Origin of the sequence: Streptomyces sp. NPDC048436, from assembly GCF_043200355.1 — a bacterium.
Lineage (GTDB): Bacteria > Actinomycetota > Actinomycetes > Streptomycetales > Streptomycetaceae > Streptomyces.
Genome location: NZ_JBICXP010000019.1, coordinates 36,063 through 54,102, shown reverse-complemented (window position 1 = coordinate 54,102; position 18,040 = coordinate 36,063). Strand labels below are relative to the sequence as shown.

The window sequence follows — 18,040 nt, the reverse complement described above, 5'->3', positions numbered from 1 at the left end:
GGTGCCACAGGCAGTCCACTGCCGGCATCACCCCGGGCCCTCCCCCACGGCACGACACCAAGGAGCATCGTGACCACCTCGCTCACCCCACCCCAGCTCCACCGGTCCGCGGGCACCCGGCGCGGTGGGCTCGCCGCGTACTACGCGGCGGCGTTGGCGATCCGTACCTCGGATGCGGGAAGTGCGGCAGCGATCGTCCTGCTGGCCCTTCACACGGCCCGCGACGGTCATCCCAGCCTTGGCACCTACGCCGGCCTGCTGGCCTCCTGCCTCACCATCCCGCACATGCTCGGGCCGCTCTCGGCCCGCGCCCTCTCTCTCATCCCCAACGCTCGTCTGGGGCTCACCACTGCCTTCGCCCTCTTCGCCATGACCTTCGGCGCCGCTGGCCTGCTGATGGCTCACGCGCACATCGCCATGGCGGCGCTCTGCCTGGTCATCGCCGGTTTCCTCGGACCGATCCTCACCGGTGGACTCTCCAGCCACCTCGGATCCCTCCTGCCGGACAACCGGGCCACCCAACGACGGGCCCAGTCCGCCGACTCCCTCACCTACGCCATCAGCAACAGCGTCGGCAACAGCATGGTCGGCGCCGTCGCCGTGCTCATCTCACCTCTGGCGACCATGATGGTGCTGGCCGCGCTCGCGGCACTGGCCGCCCTGCTCGCCACCCTGTTGCCCTTGCGGGACATACCGCGGGCGAGCGCATCGCGCGCCTCAGTGAAGAACGTACTGCTCGTCATGGTGAAGACCAAAGGCCTGCGCGACATCATGATCATCACGTATGGGAACGCGATCGGCTTCACCAGCCTCATCGTGCTGGCCACCACTTTCGCGCGCAGCCAGCACCTGCCCGCGGCGACCGGCCCGTTCCTCCTGGCGGTCATGGGCGGCGGGTCACTTCTCGTCGGCGTCTGGTTCACCGCACGCCCCCTGACAGTTGATGTGGTCCGAGCCGCCAAGTGGTGCGCCGTCGCCAGCGGCGTGTTCATGTTCCTGCCGGCCCTCGGACAGACGTGGTCGGCTGCCGTTGCCTTCCTGGCCGTGGGCGGATGCCAGTCCGTCCTCAACACCGCCGCACTGGCCGTACGCAGAGAGGCGTCCCCGCCCGATCTGCGCGAATCCGTGTTCGTCACGATGGCGGGAGCCAAGGTCGGCGTCGCCACCCTCGGCCTCGCCCTGGCAGGCCTTGTCCCGGTCGACGCCATGCCCTACGGCTTCGCGGCGGCCGGCCTGCTCAGTCTCCTGGCGGGCCTCAGCGTACGAGGAAACAAGTGAGCGCCCCGGTTCCCCGGCGCATGATCCGCGTCAACGGGGCAGAACCGCAGAACCCCCTCATCCCCTCCGACACGGTCGAGGGAATCGGGGGAAGGATCATCGACCAGCTCTTCACCGGCCTGTTCCACTACGACGCCGACGGCCGTGTTCTGCCGGCCGTCCTCGACCAACTCGAAACCGCCGATCACCAGCACTTCCGTATCACCCTGCGGTCCGACTGGACGTTCACGGACGGCACCCGGGTCACCGCCCACAGCTTCGTCGACGCTTGGAACTGGGCCGCCAACTCCACCAACAGGCAGCAGCAACAGGCCTTCTTCGCGCCGATCGCCGGCTACGAGGACGTGGCCGCCCACCCGCCCACCGCACTCCGCATGTCCGGCCTGCACGTGATCGACGATCACACTTTCACCGTCAGCTTGCGCCGCCCGGACCGGGACTTCCCCGCCACCCTCGGAAATCTGGCCGCCAAGCCCTTGCCCTCAGCCTTCTTCACCATGGGCCCCGCCGCCTTCGGCGAGCAGCCCATCGGCAACGGCCCCTACCGTCTGGCAGGCCCAGCGGGCTGGAAACACCACGACAGCATCAGCCTGCTCCCCAACCCCGACTACCCGGGACCCGGCCCTGTCCGCAACGACGGCATCCGTGTCGTGTTCTACGACGACCTGGCCGACGCCTACGCGGATCTGACCGCAGGCGACCTGGACGTTCTCGACAGCATCCCCGACAGTCTTCTTGCCCGCTTCCACACGGACATGGGCCATCAGGCCGCGAAGCGCCGCATCGCTCTCAACAGCCACCTGGCCATCCCTGCCGACCTCGCACACTTCACCGGGCAGGAGGGAAGGCTGCGGCGCCGCGCCCTGTCCCAGGCCATCGACCGCGACCAGCTCATCAACCGGCTGCTCGGCGGAACGCGCATCGCCGCAACCGACTTCACCACGGGTGTTCTGCGCGAGGACGATGCCCCGTTCGCTGCCGGCGATGTCCTGCTCCACAACCCACACGGCGCACGCACGGCTTGGGCGCAAGCGGATGACATCCGGCCGTTCACCGGCAGCCTGGACATCGCATATCACGCCAGCGGCGGCTATGACCGGTGGGTCATTGCACTCGCCGAGCAGATCTCCACGGTCCTGGGTATCGCCTGCCGCCCCATCGTCTACCCCACCTTCAAGAGCATCCGAGACCACATCAAGAACGGAACCCTCGACGCCGCCTTCCGTACCGGCTGGCGCGGAGACTATCCCTCACAAGTCAACTTCCTCGAGCCGCTCTTCGTCACCGGGGCCCCCTGCAACGAGACCGGCTACAGCTCCGAGGCCTTCGACACGGCCCTGCACGAGGCCAAAACCGCACCGACAGAGCGTGCGGCTGCTGCCCATCTCCGCTCCGCACAGGACGTTCTGTTCGCAGATCTTCCTGTCATCCCCCTGTGGGACCATCAGCTGGTGGCGGGTGTGAGCGCCTCCGTCCACGCACCTTTCAAATGGAACGGCATGGCCGACTACCCGGCCATAGAACCAAAGGACGCACCACAGCCGTGAGCGCCAGCACGCATTCCGAGATCCTGACCAAGGACATGCTCCAGGAGCACTTCGCGGCCATGGGGCTGGCTCCGGGGGCCGTTGTCGTGGCTCACGCCTCCCTCTCTGCCTTCGGACACATCGCCGGGGGAGCCACCACTGTCATCGACGCACTCCGCTCGACCATCGGGGACGGCGGAACACTCGTCGTCCCGACGTTCACCCCGCAGATCAGCGACCCCTGCCCGCACATCCCGGCAGCCGACGCCGACTCGGCAGCCGAGGCCGCGCGAGGGCGTGTTCCGCTGTTCACGGACGCGACACCCACCCCCATGGGCGCCGTCCCCAATGCGCTGCTGGCCCAGCCGGGCCGGCTCCGCGGACGCCACCCCCAGGCGTCGGTCGCCGCTCTCGGCCCGCGAGCCCAAGAGATCACCGACCGCCAGCCCTACAGCCATGCACTGGGTGCCGACTCGCCCTTCGCGCGCATGTACCGCCTGAAGGCGCACATTCTGCTGCTGGGAGTCGGGCACAACCGCAACTCGTTCCTGCACTACGCCGAAACACTCACTCCGCACCCGCGAGCCAAGACCCGTCGTTTCCCCGCCCTGCTGGACGGCGAGCGCGCCTGGGTCGAAACACCCGATGCGGGCGACGACAACGGCCGGTTCTTCCCAAGCGTGGGAGCAGAGGCGGACACCGCAGGCCTGATCACCCATCGCACCATCGGCGCGGCGAAGTGCCAGCTCATGCACAGCCGGCCCTTCACGGACTTCGCCGTCGATCGCCTGACCGAGCTGCTCGCAGCCGACGCCTACTCCGGAACCCCCGGAAGATGACCCAGCTGGACGGCGCGGATCGCTGCCTGGAACCGGCTTCGTGCACCCAGCTCCGTCAAGAGCCCGGTCACGATGCGGCGGACCGTTCGGGTCGACACACCCAGGCCGTTGGCTATCGACTCATCCGTCTTGCCCTCGGCCATCAGCTCAAGCACGGCCTGCTGCTGCCGACTCAACAGGCTCTTCTCCCGAGGCCCGGCCCCCTGCACGATCGGCTCCGCAGACCGCCACACCTGCTCGAACAGGGCACACAGGAGAGCGATCATGCCCGGACTGGTCACCAGGACGGCGCCGGCGCCCGTGTCATCGGTGTCGGCGGCGATCAGAGCGGCCCGGCGGTCTATGACGATCACGCGGTTGGGCAGAGTAGGAACCGTCCGCACCTGAGCACCCATGCTCTGCAGCCACTTGGCATGCTCAAGTGTCGGCATGTCGCGTCGGATGGCGTCCAAATAGACGGTACGCATGCGCACGCCGCGTTCCAGCAGGTTCTGGTTCAAAGGGCGGGACGCCGCCATGTTCTCCGGAGTCTGCGGACCTCCGGTCGCGAACGTCAGGAACTCCTCCGCGACCTCATGATGAAGCAGCTGCAGCTGGTCACGGATCGCTTCCAGGCCGTGCAGATACGTCATGCCGGCAGTCGCCGCGGGCGGAGCCTCCTCGGCATACGCCGCGATGATCTTCACGGCCGCTGCCCTCGTGGCATCGATCCGCTGCTGCTGCGCCGACAACTGCTCCTGCTGCCGCGCCAGCAACACTTCCATTCCCAGGCGAGGGTCTACGGCACGTACCCCGTCACGGTCCTCGCCCGAGAAGCGAACCAGCGCCATCTCGCTCAGAACGGCCAGAGCCCAGCGCACCGTGTCCTCGTCGAGCCCCAGATGGGCCCCGAGTTGCTGCACCCCGTAACCCGGCCAAGCCAGAGTGCCGCGGTAGACGGCTTCGGTCACTGCATCCAGCCCCAGCCCTGTAAACACGGGCCAACCCCCCTTTCATACTCCGCCAGCGTGCTTTGGGCGGGTGGCGGAAAGGGTAACGGGCCGCCTCTGACCTGCACAGACCTCCCCGGCCTAGCCGCCTGATCCTTTGCGAAGCCATTGAAGAGTGGTGCGTGCGTGTGTATCTGATCCACATCCACCTGCTCCCCGACGCCGCCGGCGCGTCCCTGCCTGCCGACGCGGGGCTCGCGGTCGCACGCGCCGCGCCCGAGCCGGCCGCCGTGGAGCTGGCCGTCGTGCACGACGGAGCCGCGCATCCGGTCGTTGCGCTGTACCTGCGGAGCGGGAGCTTGCGACAGGCCGAGGAAGAAGCCAGGTCCGCATGGCTGAACGCCGCCGCATCCCGGCCGGACCTCTCCGTTTTCATCCTGCTACGGGCTGAAATGCCCTTGCTGCGCCTCGACGACTGAAAGGGCGTTATGTGATGGCTGGGCGTGTCCCAGACAGGACATGGCCAGGTTTCCCGCCCTCGGGAGGCTTCACCTGCCCGCCCGATCCGGCCAGACTCCAATTCATCAACAAATTGTTGAACCGGAGGGAAGCCGATGAACCGCACGCACATGACCTTCACAGCCCTGGGGGCGGCAGTCCTCACCGCCCTGATGTGGACGGCGGCCGCTCCGGCCGACGCCACGGACGTCGGGTGGCAAGACGCTCAAGTCACGCGTGGCGATGCGGGTTGGCAGAGGGCAGACGCCCCTGAACAGCCGGATACCGGCAGCGCCGGGCAGTAGCGAGCAATGAGAGAACCGAAACCAGTGACGAGCGCGCACCTTCAGGACGGGGACGACTCGCTGCAGTTCTTCCAATCGCGCGAGTACCTCCTGCACACACCTGCGCAGCAGGTGGCCGTCAGCGACCTGGAGATCTCCTACACGCCTCGCAGCACGGGCACGGACCCCGACCACATCCGCGCACTGGCCGGAACCGAGAGCGCCCTTCCTGCGATTCTCGTCCACCGCGACACCATGGCCGTCATCGACGGTGTCCACCGGTTGTACGCGGCACGTGAGCGCGGGGACGCACTCATAGAGGTCCAGTTCTTCGACGGCACGGAGACCGAAGCCAGGATCCTGGCCGTCTCGGTCAACAGCACCCACGGCCTTGCCCTTTCGCCCGCGGACCGTCACCGGGCGGCGAGGGAGGTCATCACCGCACGCCCACACTGGTCCGACAGGGCGATCGCGACCATCACGGGAGTCTCGGCACGAAGAGTGGCCGAGATCCGCCGCGGCCTGCCCGCCACTGACACACCCCTGGGCGTCCGCATCGGCAGGGACGGGAGACGCCGTCCCGTCGATCCCGCGCGAGGCCGCAACCGGGCCGCGGAACTGCTCCACAACAACCCCCAGGCCTCGCTCAGATGGATCGCGCGTGAGGCCGGAGTGTCCCCTGCGACGGTCGCCGCCGTACGGGACAACTTGTCCCCCGGACAGACCCCGGCACCGGGAATCGCGTCGGCTGCTCTTTCCGAACTGGACACGGAGAGCGCACGGGCACTGCTGAGACGAACCGCGGCTCTGCGCCGGGATCCGTCTCTGCGCCAGAACGAACGAGGACGCCAGGTCCTCCGAATGATCGACGCCTGGGCCATGTTCGCCAGGGAGAGCGAGGAGATCGCCCAGGTTCTGCCCGCCCACTGCAGACGCCCGGTGGTCGAACTCGTCCGCGGCTATCACCAGGCGCTTCATCACGTCATCAACAGGTTCGATCCGGATGCTCCGTCGAGATCGACGGTGTGAGAGATCGACTTGGCGCCCATCGCCGGAGAGGGAGATGCCCGGAACGGTCTGACGGCTACAGCCGGTCCCGCCACTTGAAGATATCGGCAGCTGTCGCGAAAGGGGGATGGCGGCTGCGTGTGGTCGGCGCTCGACATCCTCACGGCGCCGCCCATCGCGATGCCGGACCCGGCCCCCGGGCGAGAACTCGCCCCGAGGCTATCGCCGGGTCCATGGCGAACTCGCCACCCTTGGCCTCCAGATTCGGCAGGCGCAGTACGACATCGATTCGGCGCTGGAGTTCTCCTTGGTCCGCACCCTCGCCGGCGGCGGAGTCCGCCGCGTACCAGGACCGTGCCGTAGGCGCTCGCGTCGGCGACGAGGGCGTCGACGCGCTGTGCGGCGGCGCGGTCGATGACCGGTCCCATCGTGGTGGCGAGCTCGTCGCCCGGGCCGACCACCACGGCGTCGAGGGCGGCGGTCATCCGGGTACGCAGGGCATCGGCGATGCCGCGCTGGACGAGGATGCGACTGCCCGCCATGCAGAACTGGCCTGCGAACGTGGTGTTGGCCGCGGTGAGCACGGGCACCGCGGTGTCCAGGTCGGCGTCGTCGCACACGATCATGGGTGTCTTGCCGCCGAGCTCCGTCGGCCGGCGTGTGAGCCGGTCAACACCCGGACAGTAGGGCGCTGCTGACATGCCCCGGCAGGAAGTCCTGCGCGGCGTCGAAAGCGACACCGCTGCGCGATTCCTGGAAACTGCCCGGGGTGCAGCCCACCATTGCCCGGAAGGTGTGGTCGAAGTGTGGCTGATCGTGGTAGCCGAGCTCGGCGGCCACCCTGGCCCAGCTGGAGCCCATGCGTCGCAGTTGCAGTGCTGCCTGCAACCGAACGATCTGCGCTGCTTCCTTGGCGGTGACACCCATGTGGGCGCGAAATCGGCGTTCGAAGTGCCGCCGGCTCCAGCCTGAGGCGTTCGCCAGGTCCGAGATCCGGAGGGTGCCGGAAGAGCGCCGCAGCGCCCGCCACGCCCCCACGACCTCCGGCACAAAGGACGGGCCCAGCGCCATCCTGGACTCCAAGAGGTAGTCGAGCTCAGCGAAGCGCTCGTCCCAGCTCACGCATGCCACCAACCGTTCCGCGAGACTCCGGGCCGGTGGACCGAGCAATCCCAGTGGATCATCGTGTAGATCCGACCACTCGGGAGCTGGGATTCCGAAGATCCGGTACGCGGCCATGGGCGTCAGCAGGATCAGGATCCCGTGCGCTCCGCCGGTGTGTTCACCGATCGCGGCCGTGGCCCGGATGCCGGTGACCAAGGACGGGGCCGTCACGCTCCGCTCGGGCGTTCGAGCATCGACCACCCGCACCGGTTGACCGAAACCCACCATGATCTTGACGTTTCCGTCGGGCACGACGATCCGGCGCCGGTGGGCCATCACTTCGGCGAAGCGGAACCCCCGGTAAGCCAGCACGTAACCGCGCAGGCGCGGATGCGGCCGTCGACAGACCAGTTCCCCCATTGATTCCCCCATGCATTCCCCCATTGATGCTGATCGGCGGATCAGGCATAACACTGCAACGTATGAAGACTGAGGAAGCCTGAGAAGTGACGAACGGGCCATTCCAGACCGGTGATACGAGATTTGGCCACCAGTGCGGTCCTGCCGCATTTCTACAATCAAGGCGAAGGCCGCGCTGCGAAGCTCATCGCGACTCCGGCCCCCATCAAGGCCGGGGCGCCAGGAAGGAGCCAAGCGAATGGTGAAACGTGGTCTTGCGGCTGCCGTTGCCGCGGTAGGACTCCTCGGAGGGGCAATCATGACCGCTCCTGCCGCCCAAGCGGCGCCGTACCACTGCTACGCGAAGGCACTCTGTGCGTACGCCACGGCCAACTACGGCAGTGGTGATCCACAGCGCGTCTACGAGAACAACGACGACCTGACCATGTACGGCTACTTCTACTACATACAAGGGGGTTCGCTGTACAACAACGGCCAGTCCTGCAATGTGACCGTCTACACGGGGAAAAACCGGAGCGGCTCGCACTACCAACTCAACAAGGGAACGGGCTGGAAGAGCATCGGCAGCAATCTGCCGCACATTTCGTCCAACCACTGGTGCTGACGGGTTCACACCATGAGCTCACAAAGCGCCGGAAGAGTCGTCATCTGGACGGCGCTGCTGGCCCTGGGCGCTGCTGGATGCTCTGCATCTGGCAACGCTCGGCCAGACACAGCGAGCCCCGTCCCCTTCCGCGGCATCACGGTCTTCAGTCCACAGGAGCACCGGTTGACGCAGGCCGCCGAGGAGCAGCTTCTCAGCCGGTGCATGCATGAGAAGGGATTCCGCTACCGTCCCGTGCGACTCCCCGAAGAAGCCGGGCGCCCCGACCGCAACCCCTACGGGCTGCTGACCCCGCAGGAAGCCGCAACCGACGGACTGGGTGTGGTCAGCGCACGGTTGAACCAAGGTCCGCCTCGGGATCCCAACACGAAAGAGAGCTCACGGCCCGGTTGGGACCGGGCTCTCCTGGGCACGTCGTCCCACCGTGTCACCGTGAGACTGCCGCACGACCAGGCGTACTTCTACAACTCCGACAGTTGCACGACCCGCATGACCTCGCAGCTCTACGGTCAGCGCTACGAAAAGCTCTACAACACCTATCAGGTATGGACGATGCAGGTTGTCTCCACAGTGGAGAAAAGGTCGTCCTTCAAGGCAGCGCAACGTCGATGGGCCGCTTGTATGCGCGACGAAGGGGCCGGCGTCACGTCACTCTCCGAGCCGGCGAACAAGGTTGAGAAGGCCCTCCGGCAGGCAAGAGGGAAGCGCCACGGGCTGCGCAGCGTCATGAAGACGGAGTTGCGGCTCGCTCGACTCAACGCCTCGTGCCAGCGGAGAGTGAAGCTGGCGGCGACCGTGGCGACCCTTCAACAAGAGGCCGAACGCGACGTGCTTGGGCGCCTGACGGGGACGCAATCCGACCTGCGGGAGCTGCGGGAACGAGCTCTGGAACGAGCGCGCCGTCTGGTCAACTCCCCCGGGAATCAGCTGAGCGGTACCCCGGCGGGGGCTCGGTGAGGCTTTCGCGGGATTCCCTCTTCCGGCGACAGGCGGACCGCAGCCTTTGACGGTGGGCGCGCTCGGGTTGCGAGACAGCCTCAGAGGTTGAAAGACAAGCTCAGGCGATTCGTGAGTGCAGGACTTCGGTGCACAGCGCGCCCAGGCTCCGGGTGGACGGTGAGGGCGGAAGCCGGTCTGAAGCTGTCTTCCATGCGTCGCAGACCATGCGGTGGGCTTCGTCCGCGCACTCGTCGAGGGCGCCGCAATCGGCGATACGGCGGGCGGCGCGGGCGGCGCCGTCCGGGTCCAACCCGGAGCGCACCTGTTGCCACAGCTGCCGGGCCTCGTCTTGAGGCATACGGGCGAGCGCGCAGACAAGAGGGTAGGTGACCTTCGCGTTGAGAAGGTCCTCTGCCACGCGCTTGGTCACGGCGCCCTGCCGGCTCAAGCCGCGGAGGTCGGCGACGTCGTCGGTGATCTGGTACGCGGTGCCGACCGCCTCGCCCAGAGCGGCGAGCGCGTCGCACTGAGCAGGATTGGCCGCAGCCACCAAAGCGGCGATCCGGAACACCGCGGCTACCGGTGCGCCGGACTTCAGCCGGTGAGTTTGGGCAACCAACTGCCGGACGACAGTGGTGTCCCCGGTGGTCAGCGCGACGCTCATCTCCTCGTGATGCCCCTGGAGGTCAAGGGCCTGCCCCGCATGCGCAGCCTGCAAGGCGTTGAGGTAGGTCTCATACACGCTGGAACGCAGGGGTGGGTCGTCGGACAGGGTCTGGCGGATGGCCCGGTGCATGCTGAAGTAGGCGGTGGTACCGGAGTTGATGGCAAGGGCGGTGCCGTGTTCGAGGTGGGCGCTGGGGCGTCCACGGCGCAGCGGGGCCTCGTCCTGGATGTCGTCGATGATCAGTGATCCGGTGTGCAGGAGTTCGCAGGCCGCCCAAAGGGGCCCGTAGGGGCTGCTGTCAGTGCCCAGTGCCTCCACCACTGTGGCCGCGAGGGTGGGTCTCCAGCGTCGGCCGCCGTGGTCCACGGTCTGGCGCACCGGTGCGATGAGCGCCGCGTGCAGCCGGCCGTGGAGGCGCCTGGCAGTCTCGGGCAGGAGGAACTCCGTCCCTGTGGAGGGCAGGAGATCTTTGGTTGTCTCAGGGTGCGGCAGCGCGGGATACAGGTGGTCGATGTCCCGCTCCAGGGCCTGCGATGTGTACCCGGCCTGCCCGTCTTGCGCCCTGTGCGGCTCGGCCGGGGCCGCCCTGTGCTGCTGGGGTCCAGGGAGCCGGCCGGCGTAGGAGGTGCCGGGTCCGGTGTCTGCGGTGTGCCGCAGGTCGTGGGGCGTGATCGTTTCGTTGCGTTCGCCCTGCTGGCCGGCGGTCATCTGCGTCTCCCTCTGCTCGGTGAGGAACATGCCTGCGTTGCCTACGAGTGCCGGGCGCGGTGTGGCGGTGCTGCCGCGGCGTGGCCGCATCAGTGGCCCGCGCTCTGCTGCGCCGTTCCTGGAGCGGCGGCGCTGTTGGCTTGCCCGCTGTCCGCGGTCTGTGCCGGGAGCGGTGCCGGTGTGCTGCGGGACGGGGCCCGGTGGAAGGAACGGGTGCGGAGACAGAAGATCAGGAGTGCCGCGGTCGCGGTCAGCGCGAACCACACCAGCCCCCGGGCCGCGTACGCGGCCGGCCAGGCTTCGGTGAATGCGGCAGCCCAGGCGGCCTGGGCCGGGCCGTGCAGGGGAAGGAGCGGCAGAGCCGGCTGGTCGGCCGGCGGGTTCATGCCGGGGTTTTGCAGCCCGTTGTCGATGATGCTGGCCATGATGATCGAGAAGAAGCCCTCGAGCTCCCCCCGCAGGAGGGAGCCCAGCATGATCCCGATCCCGCCGAATGCCGCGTTCGCGGCGAAGAACGCGAGCAGTAGCGCCCCGAACTGTTCCTGTCTGAAGGACAGTTGCAGCAGCACGGCGGCGTAGGCCGCGAGCATGGCGGCGATGACGAGCAGTGCGGCCACCTTCGCCGCCATCAGATGACGCCGCCGGTAGCCGGCCAGGACCAGACGCCGGTCCAGTGGGCCGGACTTGAGCGCCTCCATGAACGCCATGAAGCCGGCGGTGACGGTGACCGCGTTCATCGCGCTGTTGATCTGCATGGTGCGGTTGTTGTCGGCATCGATGTAGCCGCCGGCCGGGAACACCTGGAAGTGCAGCGTCACGTGGTAGCTGCAGGTGCGGGTCACGAAGATCCATACCAGGGGGAAGGTGATGGCGAGGAGCAGGGCGAGGCGGTTGCGTACGTGGGCGGCCAGTACGAACCGCAGCACCGTCGTGAACGGTGTGCCGTGTGCCTTCATGAGGCCCGGGCCCCCTGGGTCAGGAGGCCGTCGCGTAGTTCGTAGACCGTGTCGAACTGCCCCAGGTCGTGGACCAGGTGCGAGACGACGATGAGCGCCTGGCCTCCATTCCGCAGCTCCCGTGCAAGACGCCAGAAGCGTTGGTGAGTGTCCCAGTCGAAGCCCTGATAGGGCTCGTCCAGGACCAGGAGCGTCGGCTGATGCATCAGGGCCAGCACCAGATTCAGCTTCTGCCGGGTTCCGCCCGACAGGGTTCCGGCTCGCTGTTCCAGGGCGTCCGGGCAGCCGAGCACCCGTAGCAGCGCCAGGGCCCGGTCCACGTCGGGCAGCCGGTAGGCCTCCTGGAAGAGTTCGAGATGCTGCGCGACGCTGAGCAGTGGATTGATCACCGTTTCCTGCGGGGAGTAGCCGACCTCACCCTCCCGGTGGACGGTGCCGTGGTCCGGTGCCAGTTCGCCCACCATCGTGCGCAGCAGAGTGGTCTTGCCCGCCCCGTTTTCACCCACCACGCCGACGAGGCAGCCGGGCTCGACCACCAGATCCACACCGCGTAGCACCGCACGCGCCCCGTAGGACTTCCATACCTTCTTCATGGACAGCGGCGGCCTCGCCCGGGGACTGGTCCGCTCCACATCCATGCTTGATCCACTCGCCACGAAAGGCTCCAACGAGGAAACGGCGCTGCGGACACTGGCCGCCTCTGCCAGGCGCCGTTGTCCGGTCGCTGCCCGGGATTGAGGCAGGACAGGCCCCTCACTCGTCCTGGTGCAGCCGCGGGTCGCTCGTTCGAGGGACGGAGGCGGTGCGGGCTGGCGCGGTGTTCCCGGTCTACGCCAACGTGCGACGAGAACAGGCACCGTGAGGAAGGGGAGCGGGGGATGCGGCGCGGGCTGGGGTGGTTCGAGCGGGCGCAGGCTCCTGTGTGGTTCAGCCGGCTCGCGGCATCGTGCATCGCTCCCGTGGACGGGTGGCTGAACCGGATCACCAGAGGGCGTTGGGGTCTCGGTCAGACCATGGGTGTGCCCGCCCTGCTGCTGGTCACGACAGGGCGAACAAGCGGGGTGCTTCGGCGCTCGCCGCTGGTCTACGTGCCCTGGCAGGGGTCGTTCGCGGTGGTGGGGTCCAACTTCGGCAAGCCGCAGCATCCAGGGTGGACGGCGAACCTCCTGGCGCTGCCGGAAGCGACCGTGGTGGTGAGGGGCCGCGGGGTGCCGGTGCGTGCGCGGCTCGCAGAAGGCGGCGAGCGGGCGGAGCTCTGGTCGGCGTTCGTCGCGGCGGCCCGCACTTACCAGGCGTACGAAGAACGCTGTGGACGGGAACTACGGCTGTTTCTCCTCGACCCGGTGCATCACGCCGACGACGCCGACCGTGACCTCGACCCGCCACAGGCCGACCGACGCTGCCCTGACCTGCGGCCTCGCAGTCAGGCATTTGGCGCACGGTGAGAGGAGACCAACCCATGTCCCAGCAGGCCGAAGCACCCGTCGTGGTGGTCACCGGAGCCGCCCGCGGTATCGGAGCGGCCATCGCTACCCTCCTGCACACCACCGGATACCGACTGGTCCTGACCGACATGGACCTGCCCCGCCTGGAAGAGACCCGCTCCCTTCTCTCCCCCGCCCATGCCGCACTGCGGGCCGATGTGACCGACCCCGGGAAGATGGCGGCCTGCGCCGAGCACGCCCTGGAGAGGTTTGGGCGCCTGGACGTATGGATCAACAACGCCGGTGTGATCCCCAGCGGGCTCCTCACCGAACAGGACAGTGAGGACCTGGCAAGGGCATGGCAGACCAACCTGGGCGGAACCGTGCACGGCTGTCGTGCGGCACTGCCGCACATGCTGGACCGCCACCACGGGCAGATCATCAACATCGCCAGCCTGTGCGCGGTCAAACCCCTGGCCGGCCTCGCCCTCTACAGCGCGACCAAGGCTGCCGTGGTCGCCCTCTCCGAGGGATTGCGCCGGGAGATCCGCGGCAGCGGCGTCCGCATCACCTGCGTCCTGCCCTACATGGTCGCCACCGGCGCCAGCCAAGGTCTGCGACCCCGGCTCGTGCGGCCGCTACACCCCGAGCAGGTAGCCCGCGCCGTGGCCCGGGCCATCCGGCGGCCGCGTTCCCGTATCTACGTACCAGGCCCGCTGGGCCGGATCCTGGCCTGCGCGTCCCAGTTGCCCGAAAGCGCACGCGACGCGGTGGACGACCTCATCCACATGGACGAACTAGGCCTCACTCCCCGAGAGATGCCCGGGCAACGCTTCAGCCGACCGCCCACGCCCCAACGCAGCATCTGAGCAGACGAGCCGACTGACCAGGTGTGTCGGCTTCACTGCACAGAGCGGCACCGGCCTGGCGGAAGGCTCGTTCCGGATTCTTTCGGCCGACGTCGCCGCGCGTAACTCGCCAACGCCTGGGCGATGGGTTGCCCATCGGTCGGTCGGACCTGCCGTTATGCAGACCATGAGCAACGACCTGCACACCGAGCTGTGTTCCTTCCTCCAATTCGGCGAGGTCTTCGCGCCGGGGGTACGCGGGGAACGAAGCCCGGCGGGGCCAGGGATATGCAGTGGCTGGTGGCGCGGGGCCGAGCGCGCGGCGCGGTCCTGGGCGCCCGGTGGGAGCTGGTAAGCGGTGCGGCGCAGGAGCGGCGGCTGGCAGCGTTGAGGAACGGGCAGCCGGGTATGTCGCCCTGCCGGGTACTCGTGTCCGGCGCAGCGCGGGGTTCCTGAGGGCGTACGTCAGGCCGTGGTGGCGGGAATGCGGGCGTCTCGTAGGGCTGCCAGGGCGTGGAGGTCGGCGAGCACGGGGAACTCGAAGGGCAGAGGGCGGGGGCCGACCTGGTCGGGCGGCGCGTGAAAGCGGCCGGTGTCGTCTCGTCGGGCGAGCAGGTAGGCGGTGCCGGCTGCGGTGGCGTGGGGTGGCCCGTATCGGGCGAGGACGCTGATGGCTTGGGCGGTGGAGAGAGCGTCGCTGTCGTGCTCGGGGGTGTGGCCCCAACCTCCGTCGTGCTGCTGGGTGGTGGTCAGCCGGGCTACCGCGCGGGTGGTTGCCGCATTCAGGCGCGCGTGGTCGACGCCGGGCAGGTGACGTGTGGCGCGCAGGGCGTCGATGGCGCGCAGGATGACGCTTGACTCGCTGAGAGTCCAGCTGGGTGTCCAGGTGCCGTCGGGGTGCTGGGCGTCGAGGATGAAGCCGGTTGCGGTGGCGGCGAGCGGGGTGTAATCCCCGCCGCGAGGGGCGAGGGCGATGACGGCGCCCGCGGTCATGTCCAGGTCGGGGGCGTCGCCCTTCAGCCAGGTGGGGAATCCGCCGTCGGGGCCGGCGGCGGCCAGATAGGCGGCGCCCTGTTGCAGATGACGCTGGTATCGGTGGGCATCGAGGGCTTGGAGAAACTCCATGCAACGGGCGGCGGTGTCGACGTCGGTCTGACGGACGCCACTGGCAAAGGGCCAACCTCCGTCGTCACCTTGCCGGGTGGCGACGAACATGCCCATCCTCGCCGTGTACGGGCGGAGCGCGGGCCGGCCGAGGAAGGCGAGGCCGGCCACGGCGGACAGCCAGACGTCCTGGCTGTCCAGGAACGGCATGCCGCCGTCTGTATCGCGGGCGTGCAGCAGGCCGGTGATGGCCCGGTCGATCAGCGGGTGACCGGCTCGGTAGGACTGCAGGGCGTTCAGGCCGAGCAGGTGGGTGGTGGCGCTGGCCTCCCACAGCAGCCGGCCCGCGGCATCGTCCAGCAGGTTGGCCAGCTGGAAGCGTTCACCGCTGGAGACTGCGTGCGGGTATCCGGTGGCCTGGGCGTACAGGACGCGGACGGCCAGGAGGTGGACCGTGGTGAAGGTGGAATGTACGTCGGTGGGGGCGGGTTGTGGGGCGTCCTCTTCGCTGAGTCGCAGGCCGCCCAGGACATGCAGCACCGCGTGCAGCATGCTGCGCTTGAGCCGGCCACGACCGCCCATCCCAGCAGCCGACCCCATGGCCAGGGGACGGGCCGCGTCGGCGGCGTCCACCGGCAGTGTGTGAGGGCGCAGGCAGGCGTCGATGAGCAGGGCGTCAAGCCGGTCGGCACCCTCACGTCGCTTCTCCAGGTAGGTGGTCAGCTCTCGCTGCTCCTCGGGATGCGTGCCGTGCGCGCGAAGCAGAGCCAGGAACAACGCCGTCTCCAGCACGCGGCCCACGCACCGATCCGGGAGGGCACCGCCCGGCGCGACGGCCAGGGCCAGGCGCCGCTCGAGTTGGACGGCGGCTGTCTCCACCGGATCCGCCCCAGCGGTCGGCAGCCGCTGGCAGGGCAGGGTGGCGCGGTAACGCCCGCTCTCGTACTGCCAAGCGATGGCACCGTACAAGAACGTACGGACCCGCTCGATCCGCGAGCGGACGTCCCCCGCATCCGAAGGGCAGCCCGTCAGCCGCTCGGCGGCCGTCTCGAAGTCCTCCAGCCTCTCCTCGATCATCGCCCGGACGCTCGCCGCCGCCTCACCCCGGCCCACCTTCCGCGACCGGACCAGCACGTCGACCAACGTCACCTCACCGTCACGCTGCGACCCCGCGTCCATCAAGTCGTTCGTCCAGGCGACGACATCGGCGCACACGTCGTGCAGGACCTCTCCCTGCGGCCACACGCTCACCAGCCGCTCGGCCACCAGCAGCAGCGGAGACACGGTGATCGTGCGCCGGCGCAGCTGGACATACTCCTCCATCGACGGCTCGTGACCGGTCTCGCGCCACCGCGCCTCCTGTACGGTCGCCTCCGCGAACGACGCGTAGCGTGCGGCGAAACGCGCCTGCCACCCCCGCTCGGTGCCCACACTCGTGCGCTGCCACAGTTCCTCTAGCGCGGCAACCAGCGATGACTTCCTCACCACGCCCGCGCCCGCACCGGCTCCGGCTCCGGCTCCGGCTCCAGTGACGACCGCAACCAGGGGATCGAGCACGGCGCGCACCTCGGCGGGCGAGACAGGCTCAGGGCGCTGGTCGAAGCCGTCGTCCACCAGCGTGATGAAGGCCCCCCAGCAAGCGAGCAGTTCCAGCTCCGCGGGCGAAGCCGAAGGCATGATGAAACCAGCCATGCGCCCGAGCCCCATACCGGCCAGCCGCCGCGCTTGCGCCGGGTCATCCGCCAGACGCCACCACTTCGCCCACTCACGCACCCCCCGCTCGCCGGCATGCCACCACGCACTGCAGCCACCGGGTCCCACCGCAGCGTCTTCTGCACCCACCGCAGGTAGGACTTCGGTGTCGGCGGCAAGAGAAAAGTGGTTCATGCCCTTCCCAACCGCGGCCACGACCGCCGGGTAATGCGAAACCTCTGCCGCAGACCGCTTTCGGGAGCGCGCCGGAACACGACACGCGCCGGGCGCCGCCCCGGCAGGGCGATGTGATGGTGCGTGAAACACCGTCGGACGCCACCCGATAGCTGCTCTGGTTAGCGATGAACCAGAGGTCCGGTACGCCGATGACCACTGGCTCGGCGTGGCCGTAGGAGCGAGCGGCCAACGAGGCCAAAACGTCCGTCTCACGGTCGCTCGCCATGTCCGCGAAGTTCCCGTCATTTTGTCGTTGTCGTTGTCGTTGCCGCTGCCGTGGAACGTGAACTCCGACGTGGAGTGGAGTTGCCCAACCTACGCTAACCGACTAGGCTTTTACCTATAGGCCATAGTTAACTCACAAGGTCATATAGGCATGCGGAGAGGTGGTAGAGGTTATGGTCCGGGCAGGGCTGAGCCCAGAGCGGCTGACGCTCGCTGGTGCGGAACTCGCCGATGAGGCCGGTTTCGACCAAGTGACCCTGTCCGCGCTGGCCCGGCGTTTCGACGTGAAGCAGGCAAGCCTGTACGCGCACGTGAAGAGCTCCCGTGACCTGAAGACTCGGATTGCGCTCTTCGCGTTGGAGGAACTCGCCGACCGGGTCGCCGACGCCGTGGCCGGGTATGCGGGCAAGGACGCCCTGACGGCGTTCGCGAATGCCTACCGGGACTACGCCCGGGCGCACCCCGGGCGGTACGAAGCAGCCCGGTACCGGCTCGACCCGCAGACCGCCGCAGCCAGCGCAGGTATCCGCCACGCACAGATGACACGGGCGATTCTTCGCGGCTACGAGCTGCCTGAGCCGGACCAGACGCACGCGGTCCGCATGCTGGGCAGCGTCTTCCATGGCTATGCCTCTCTGGAGGCAGCCGGCGCCTTCGACCACACGGACATCGCCGCGCAGCAGTCCTGGTCCTGGACGCTGGACTGCCTCGACACCGCATTGCGGAGCCGGTCCGCCCTCTGACCGGGCC

The 18,040-nt window shown here is 68.4% G+C and carries 17 protein-coding genes; 10 read left to right on the top strand and 7 right to left on the bottom strand.

Translation table 11 applies throughout. The annotated features are described in order from the left end of the window. Positions 1 to 69 precede the first annotated feature (69 nt). From ACGFX9_RS37795 to ACGFX9_RS37785, 3 genes are read left to right on the top strand one after another with little or no spacing between them, the layout of a single operon-like run. Positions 70 to 1,278 carry a hypothetical protein gene (locus ACGFX9_RS37795; protein WP_393484306.1) on the top strand — a complete coding sequence of 403 codons (1,209 nt, stop codon included), beginning with the start codon at positions 70 to 72 and terminating at the stop codon, positions 1,276 to 1,278. Beyond that, complete coding sequence (locus ACGFX9_RS37790; protein WP_393484303.1) at positions 1,275 to 2,825, top strand: ABC transporter substrate-binding protein; 1,551 nt, start codon at positions 1,275 to 1,277, stop codon at positions 2,823 to 2,825. Before ACGFX9_RS37795 ends, ACGFX9_RS37790 begins: the two co-directional genes overlap by 4 nt. Then, on the top strand, positions 2,822 to 3,643 hold the full coding sequence (locus ACGFX9_RS37785; RefSeq protein ID WP_393484299.1) for an aminoglycoside N(3)-acetyltransferase: 822 nt from the start codon (positions 2,822 to 2,824) through the stop codon (positions 3,641 to 3,643). The genes ACGFX9_RS37790 and ACGFX9_RS37785 overlap by 4 nt, the downstream gene beginning before the upstream one ends. Here the strand turns inward: ACGFX9_RS37785 and ACGFX9_RS37780 are convergent. Continuing rightward, positions 3,619 to 4,593: a LuxR C-terminal-related transcriptional regulator gene (locus ACGFX9_RS37780; RefSeq protein WP_393484295.1), complete on the bottom strand. Its 975-nt coding sequence runs from the start codon at positions 4,591 to 4,593 to the stop codon at positions 3,619 to 3,621. The two genes, ACGFX9_RS37785 and ACGFX9_RS37780, sit on opposite strands and share 25 nt — an antisense overlap. 161 nt (positions 4,594 to 4,754) lie before the next feature. Here ACGFX9_RS37780 and ACGFX9_RS37775 point away from each other — a divergent pair, with 161 nt between their 5' ends. Together ACGFX9_RS37775 and ACGFX9_RS37770 are read left to right on the top strand one after the other, a co-directional pair. After that, entirely contained in the window at positions 4,755 to 5,051 is a 297-nt protein-coding gene (locus ACGFX9_RS37775; RefSeq protein WP_393484292.1) for a hypothetical protein, read from the top strand. A gap of 348 nt (positions 5,052 to 5,399) precedes the next feature. Next, positions 5,400 to 6,383 (top strand): transcriptional regulator, encoded by a 984-nt coding sequence (locus ACGFX9_RS37770; RefSeq protein ID WP_393484289.1) that lies wholly within the window; start codon positions 5,400 to 5,402, stop codon positions 6,381 to 6,383. Here ACGFX9_RS37770 and ACGFX9_RS37765 read toward each other — a convergent pair. Further along, complete coding sequence (locus tag ACGFX9_RS37765; protein ID WP_393484286.1) at positions 6,332 to 7,063, bottom strand: aldehyde dehydrogenase family protein; 732 nt, start codon at positions 7,061 to 7,063, stop codon at positions 6,332 to 6,334. The two genes, ACGFX9_RS37770 and ACGFX9_RS37765, sit on opposite strands and share 52 nt — an antisense overlap. Next, positions 7,032 to 7,886, bottom strand: coding sequence for a helix-turn-helix domain-containing protein (locus tag ACGFX9_RS37760; RefSeq protein ID WP_393484283.1), 855 nt, complete (start codon positions 7,884 to 7,886; stop codon positions 7,032 to 7,034). The genes ACGFX9_RS37765 and ACGFX9_RS37760 overlap by 32 nt, the downstream gene beginning before the upstream one ends. A gap of 298 nt (positions 7,887 to 8,184) precedes the next feature. On the opposite strand from ACGFX9_RS37760, the gene ACGFX9_RS37755 reads away from it, so the two are divergent. Together ACGFX9_RS37755 and ACGFX9_RS37750 are read left to right on the top strand one after the other, a co-directional pair. After that, positions 8,185 to 8,490 (top strand): peptidase inhibitor family I36 protein, encoded by a 306-nt coding sequence (locus ACGFX9_RS37755; RefSeq protein WP_393484280.1) that lies wholly within the window; start codon positions 8,185 to 8,187, stop codon positions 8,488 to 8,490. 165 nt (positions 8,491 to 8,655) lie between these two features. Then, positions 8,656 to 9,447 carry a hypothetical protein gene (locus ACGFX9_RS37750; RefSeq protein WP_393484277.1) on the top strand — a complete coding sequence of 264 codons (792 nt, stop codon included), beginning with the start codon at positions 8,656 to 8,658 and terminating at the stop codon, positions 9,445 to 9,447. A gap of 100 nt (positions 9,448 to 9,547) precedes the next feature. Here ACGFX9_RS37750 and ACGFX9_RS37745 read toward each other — a convergent pair whose 3' ends face one another. The 3 genes from ACGFX9_RS37745 to ACGFX9_RS37735 all read right to left on the bottom strand — a co-directional run bounded on the left by ACGFX9_RS37745 (position 9,548) and on the right by ACGFX9_RS37735 (position 12,353). Beyond that, entirely contained in the window at positions 9,548 to 10,804 is a 1,257-nt protein-coding gene (locus tag ACGFX9_RS37745) for a polyprenyl synthetase family protein (RefSeq protein ID WP_393484274.1), read from the bottom strand. 89 nt (positions 10,805 to 10,893) lie between these two features. After that, a complete protein-coding gene (locus ACGFX9_RS37740) occupies positions 10,894 to 11,760 on the bottom strand; it encodes a hypothetical protein (protein ID WP_393484271.1) in 867 nt (288 codons plus the stop codon). Further along, the gene (locus tag ACGFX9_RS37735) at positions 11,757 to 12,353 is read right to left on the bottom strand and encodes an ATP-binding cassette domain-containing protein (RefSeq protein WP_393484268.1); all 597 of its coding nucleotides are present in this window, start codon (positions 12,351 to 12,353) and stop codon (positions 11,757 to 11,759) included. Before ACGFX9_RS37735 ends, ACGFX9_RS37740 begins: the two co-directional genes overlap by 4 nt. 420 nt (positions 12,354 to 12,773) lie before the next feature. Here ACGFX9_RS37735 and ACGFX9_RS37730 point away from each other — a divergent pair, with 420 nt between their 5' ends. Together ACGFX9_RS37730 and ACGFX9_RS37725 are read left to right on the top strand one after the other, a co-directional pair. Further along, entirely contained in the window at positions 12,774 to 13,205 is a 432-nt protein-coding gene (locus ACGFX9_RS37730) for a nitroreductase/quinone reductase family protein (RefSeq protein ID WP_393484265.1), read from the top strand. A gap of 14 nt (positions 13,206 to 13,219) precedes the next feature. Continuing rightward, entirely contained in the window at positions 13,220 to 14,053 is an 834-nt protein-coding gene (locus ACGFX9_RS37725) for an SDR family NAD(P)-dependent oxidoreductase (RefSeq protein ID WP_393484262.1), read from the top strand. Between the two features lie 444 nt (positions 14,054 to 14,497). On the opposite strand, the gene ACGFX9_RS37720 is transcribed toward ACGFX9_RS37725, so the two are convergent. Then, entirely contained in the window at positions 14,498 to 16,828 is a 2,331-nt protein-coding gene (locus ACGFX9_RS37720; RefSeq protein WP_393484260.1) for a prenyltransferase/squalene oxidase repeat-containing protein, read from the bottom strand. 635 nt (positions 16,829 to 17,463) lie between these two features. Between ACGFX9_RS37720 and ACGFX9_RS37715 the strand changes: the two genes are divergently transcribed. Then, the gene (locus ACGFX9_RS37715; RefSeq protein ID WP_393484257.1) at positions 17,464 to 18,033 is read left to right on the top strand and encodes a TetR/AcrR family transcriptional regulator; all 570 of its coding nucleotides are present in this window, start codon (positions 17,464 to 17,466) and stop codon (positions 18,031 to 18,033) included. Positions 18,034 to 18,040: the final 7 nt, after the last annotated feature.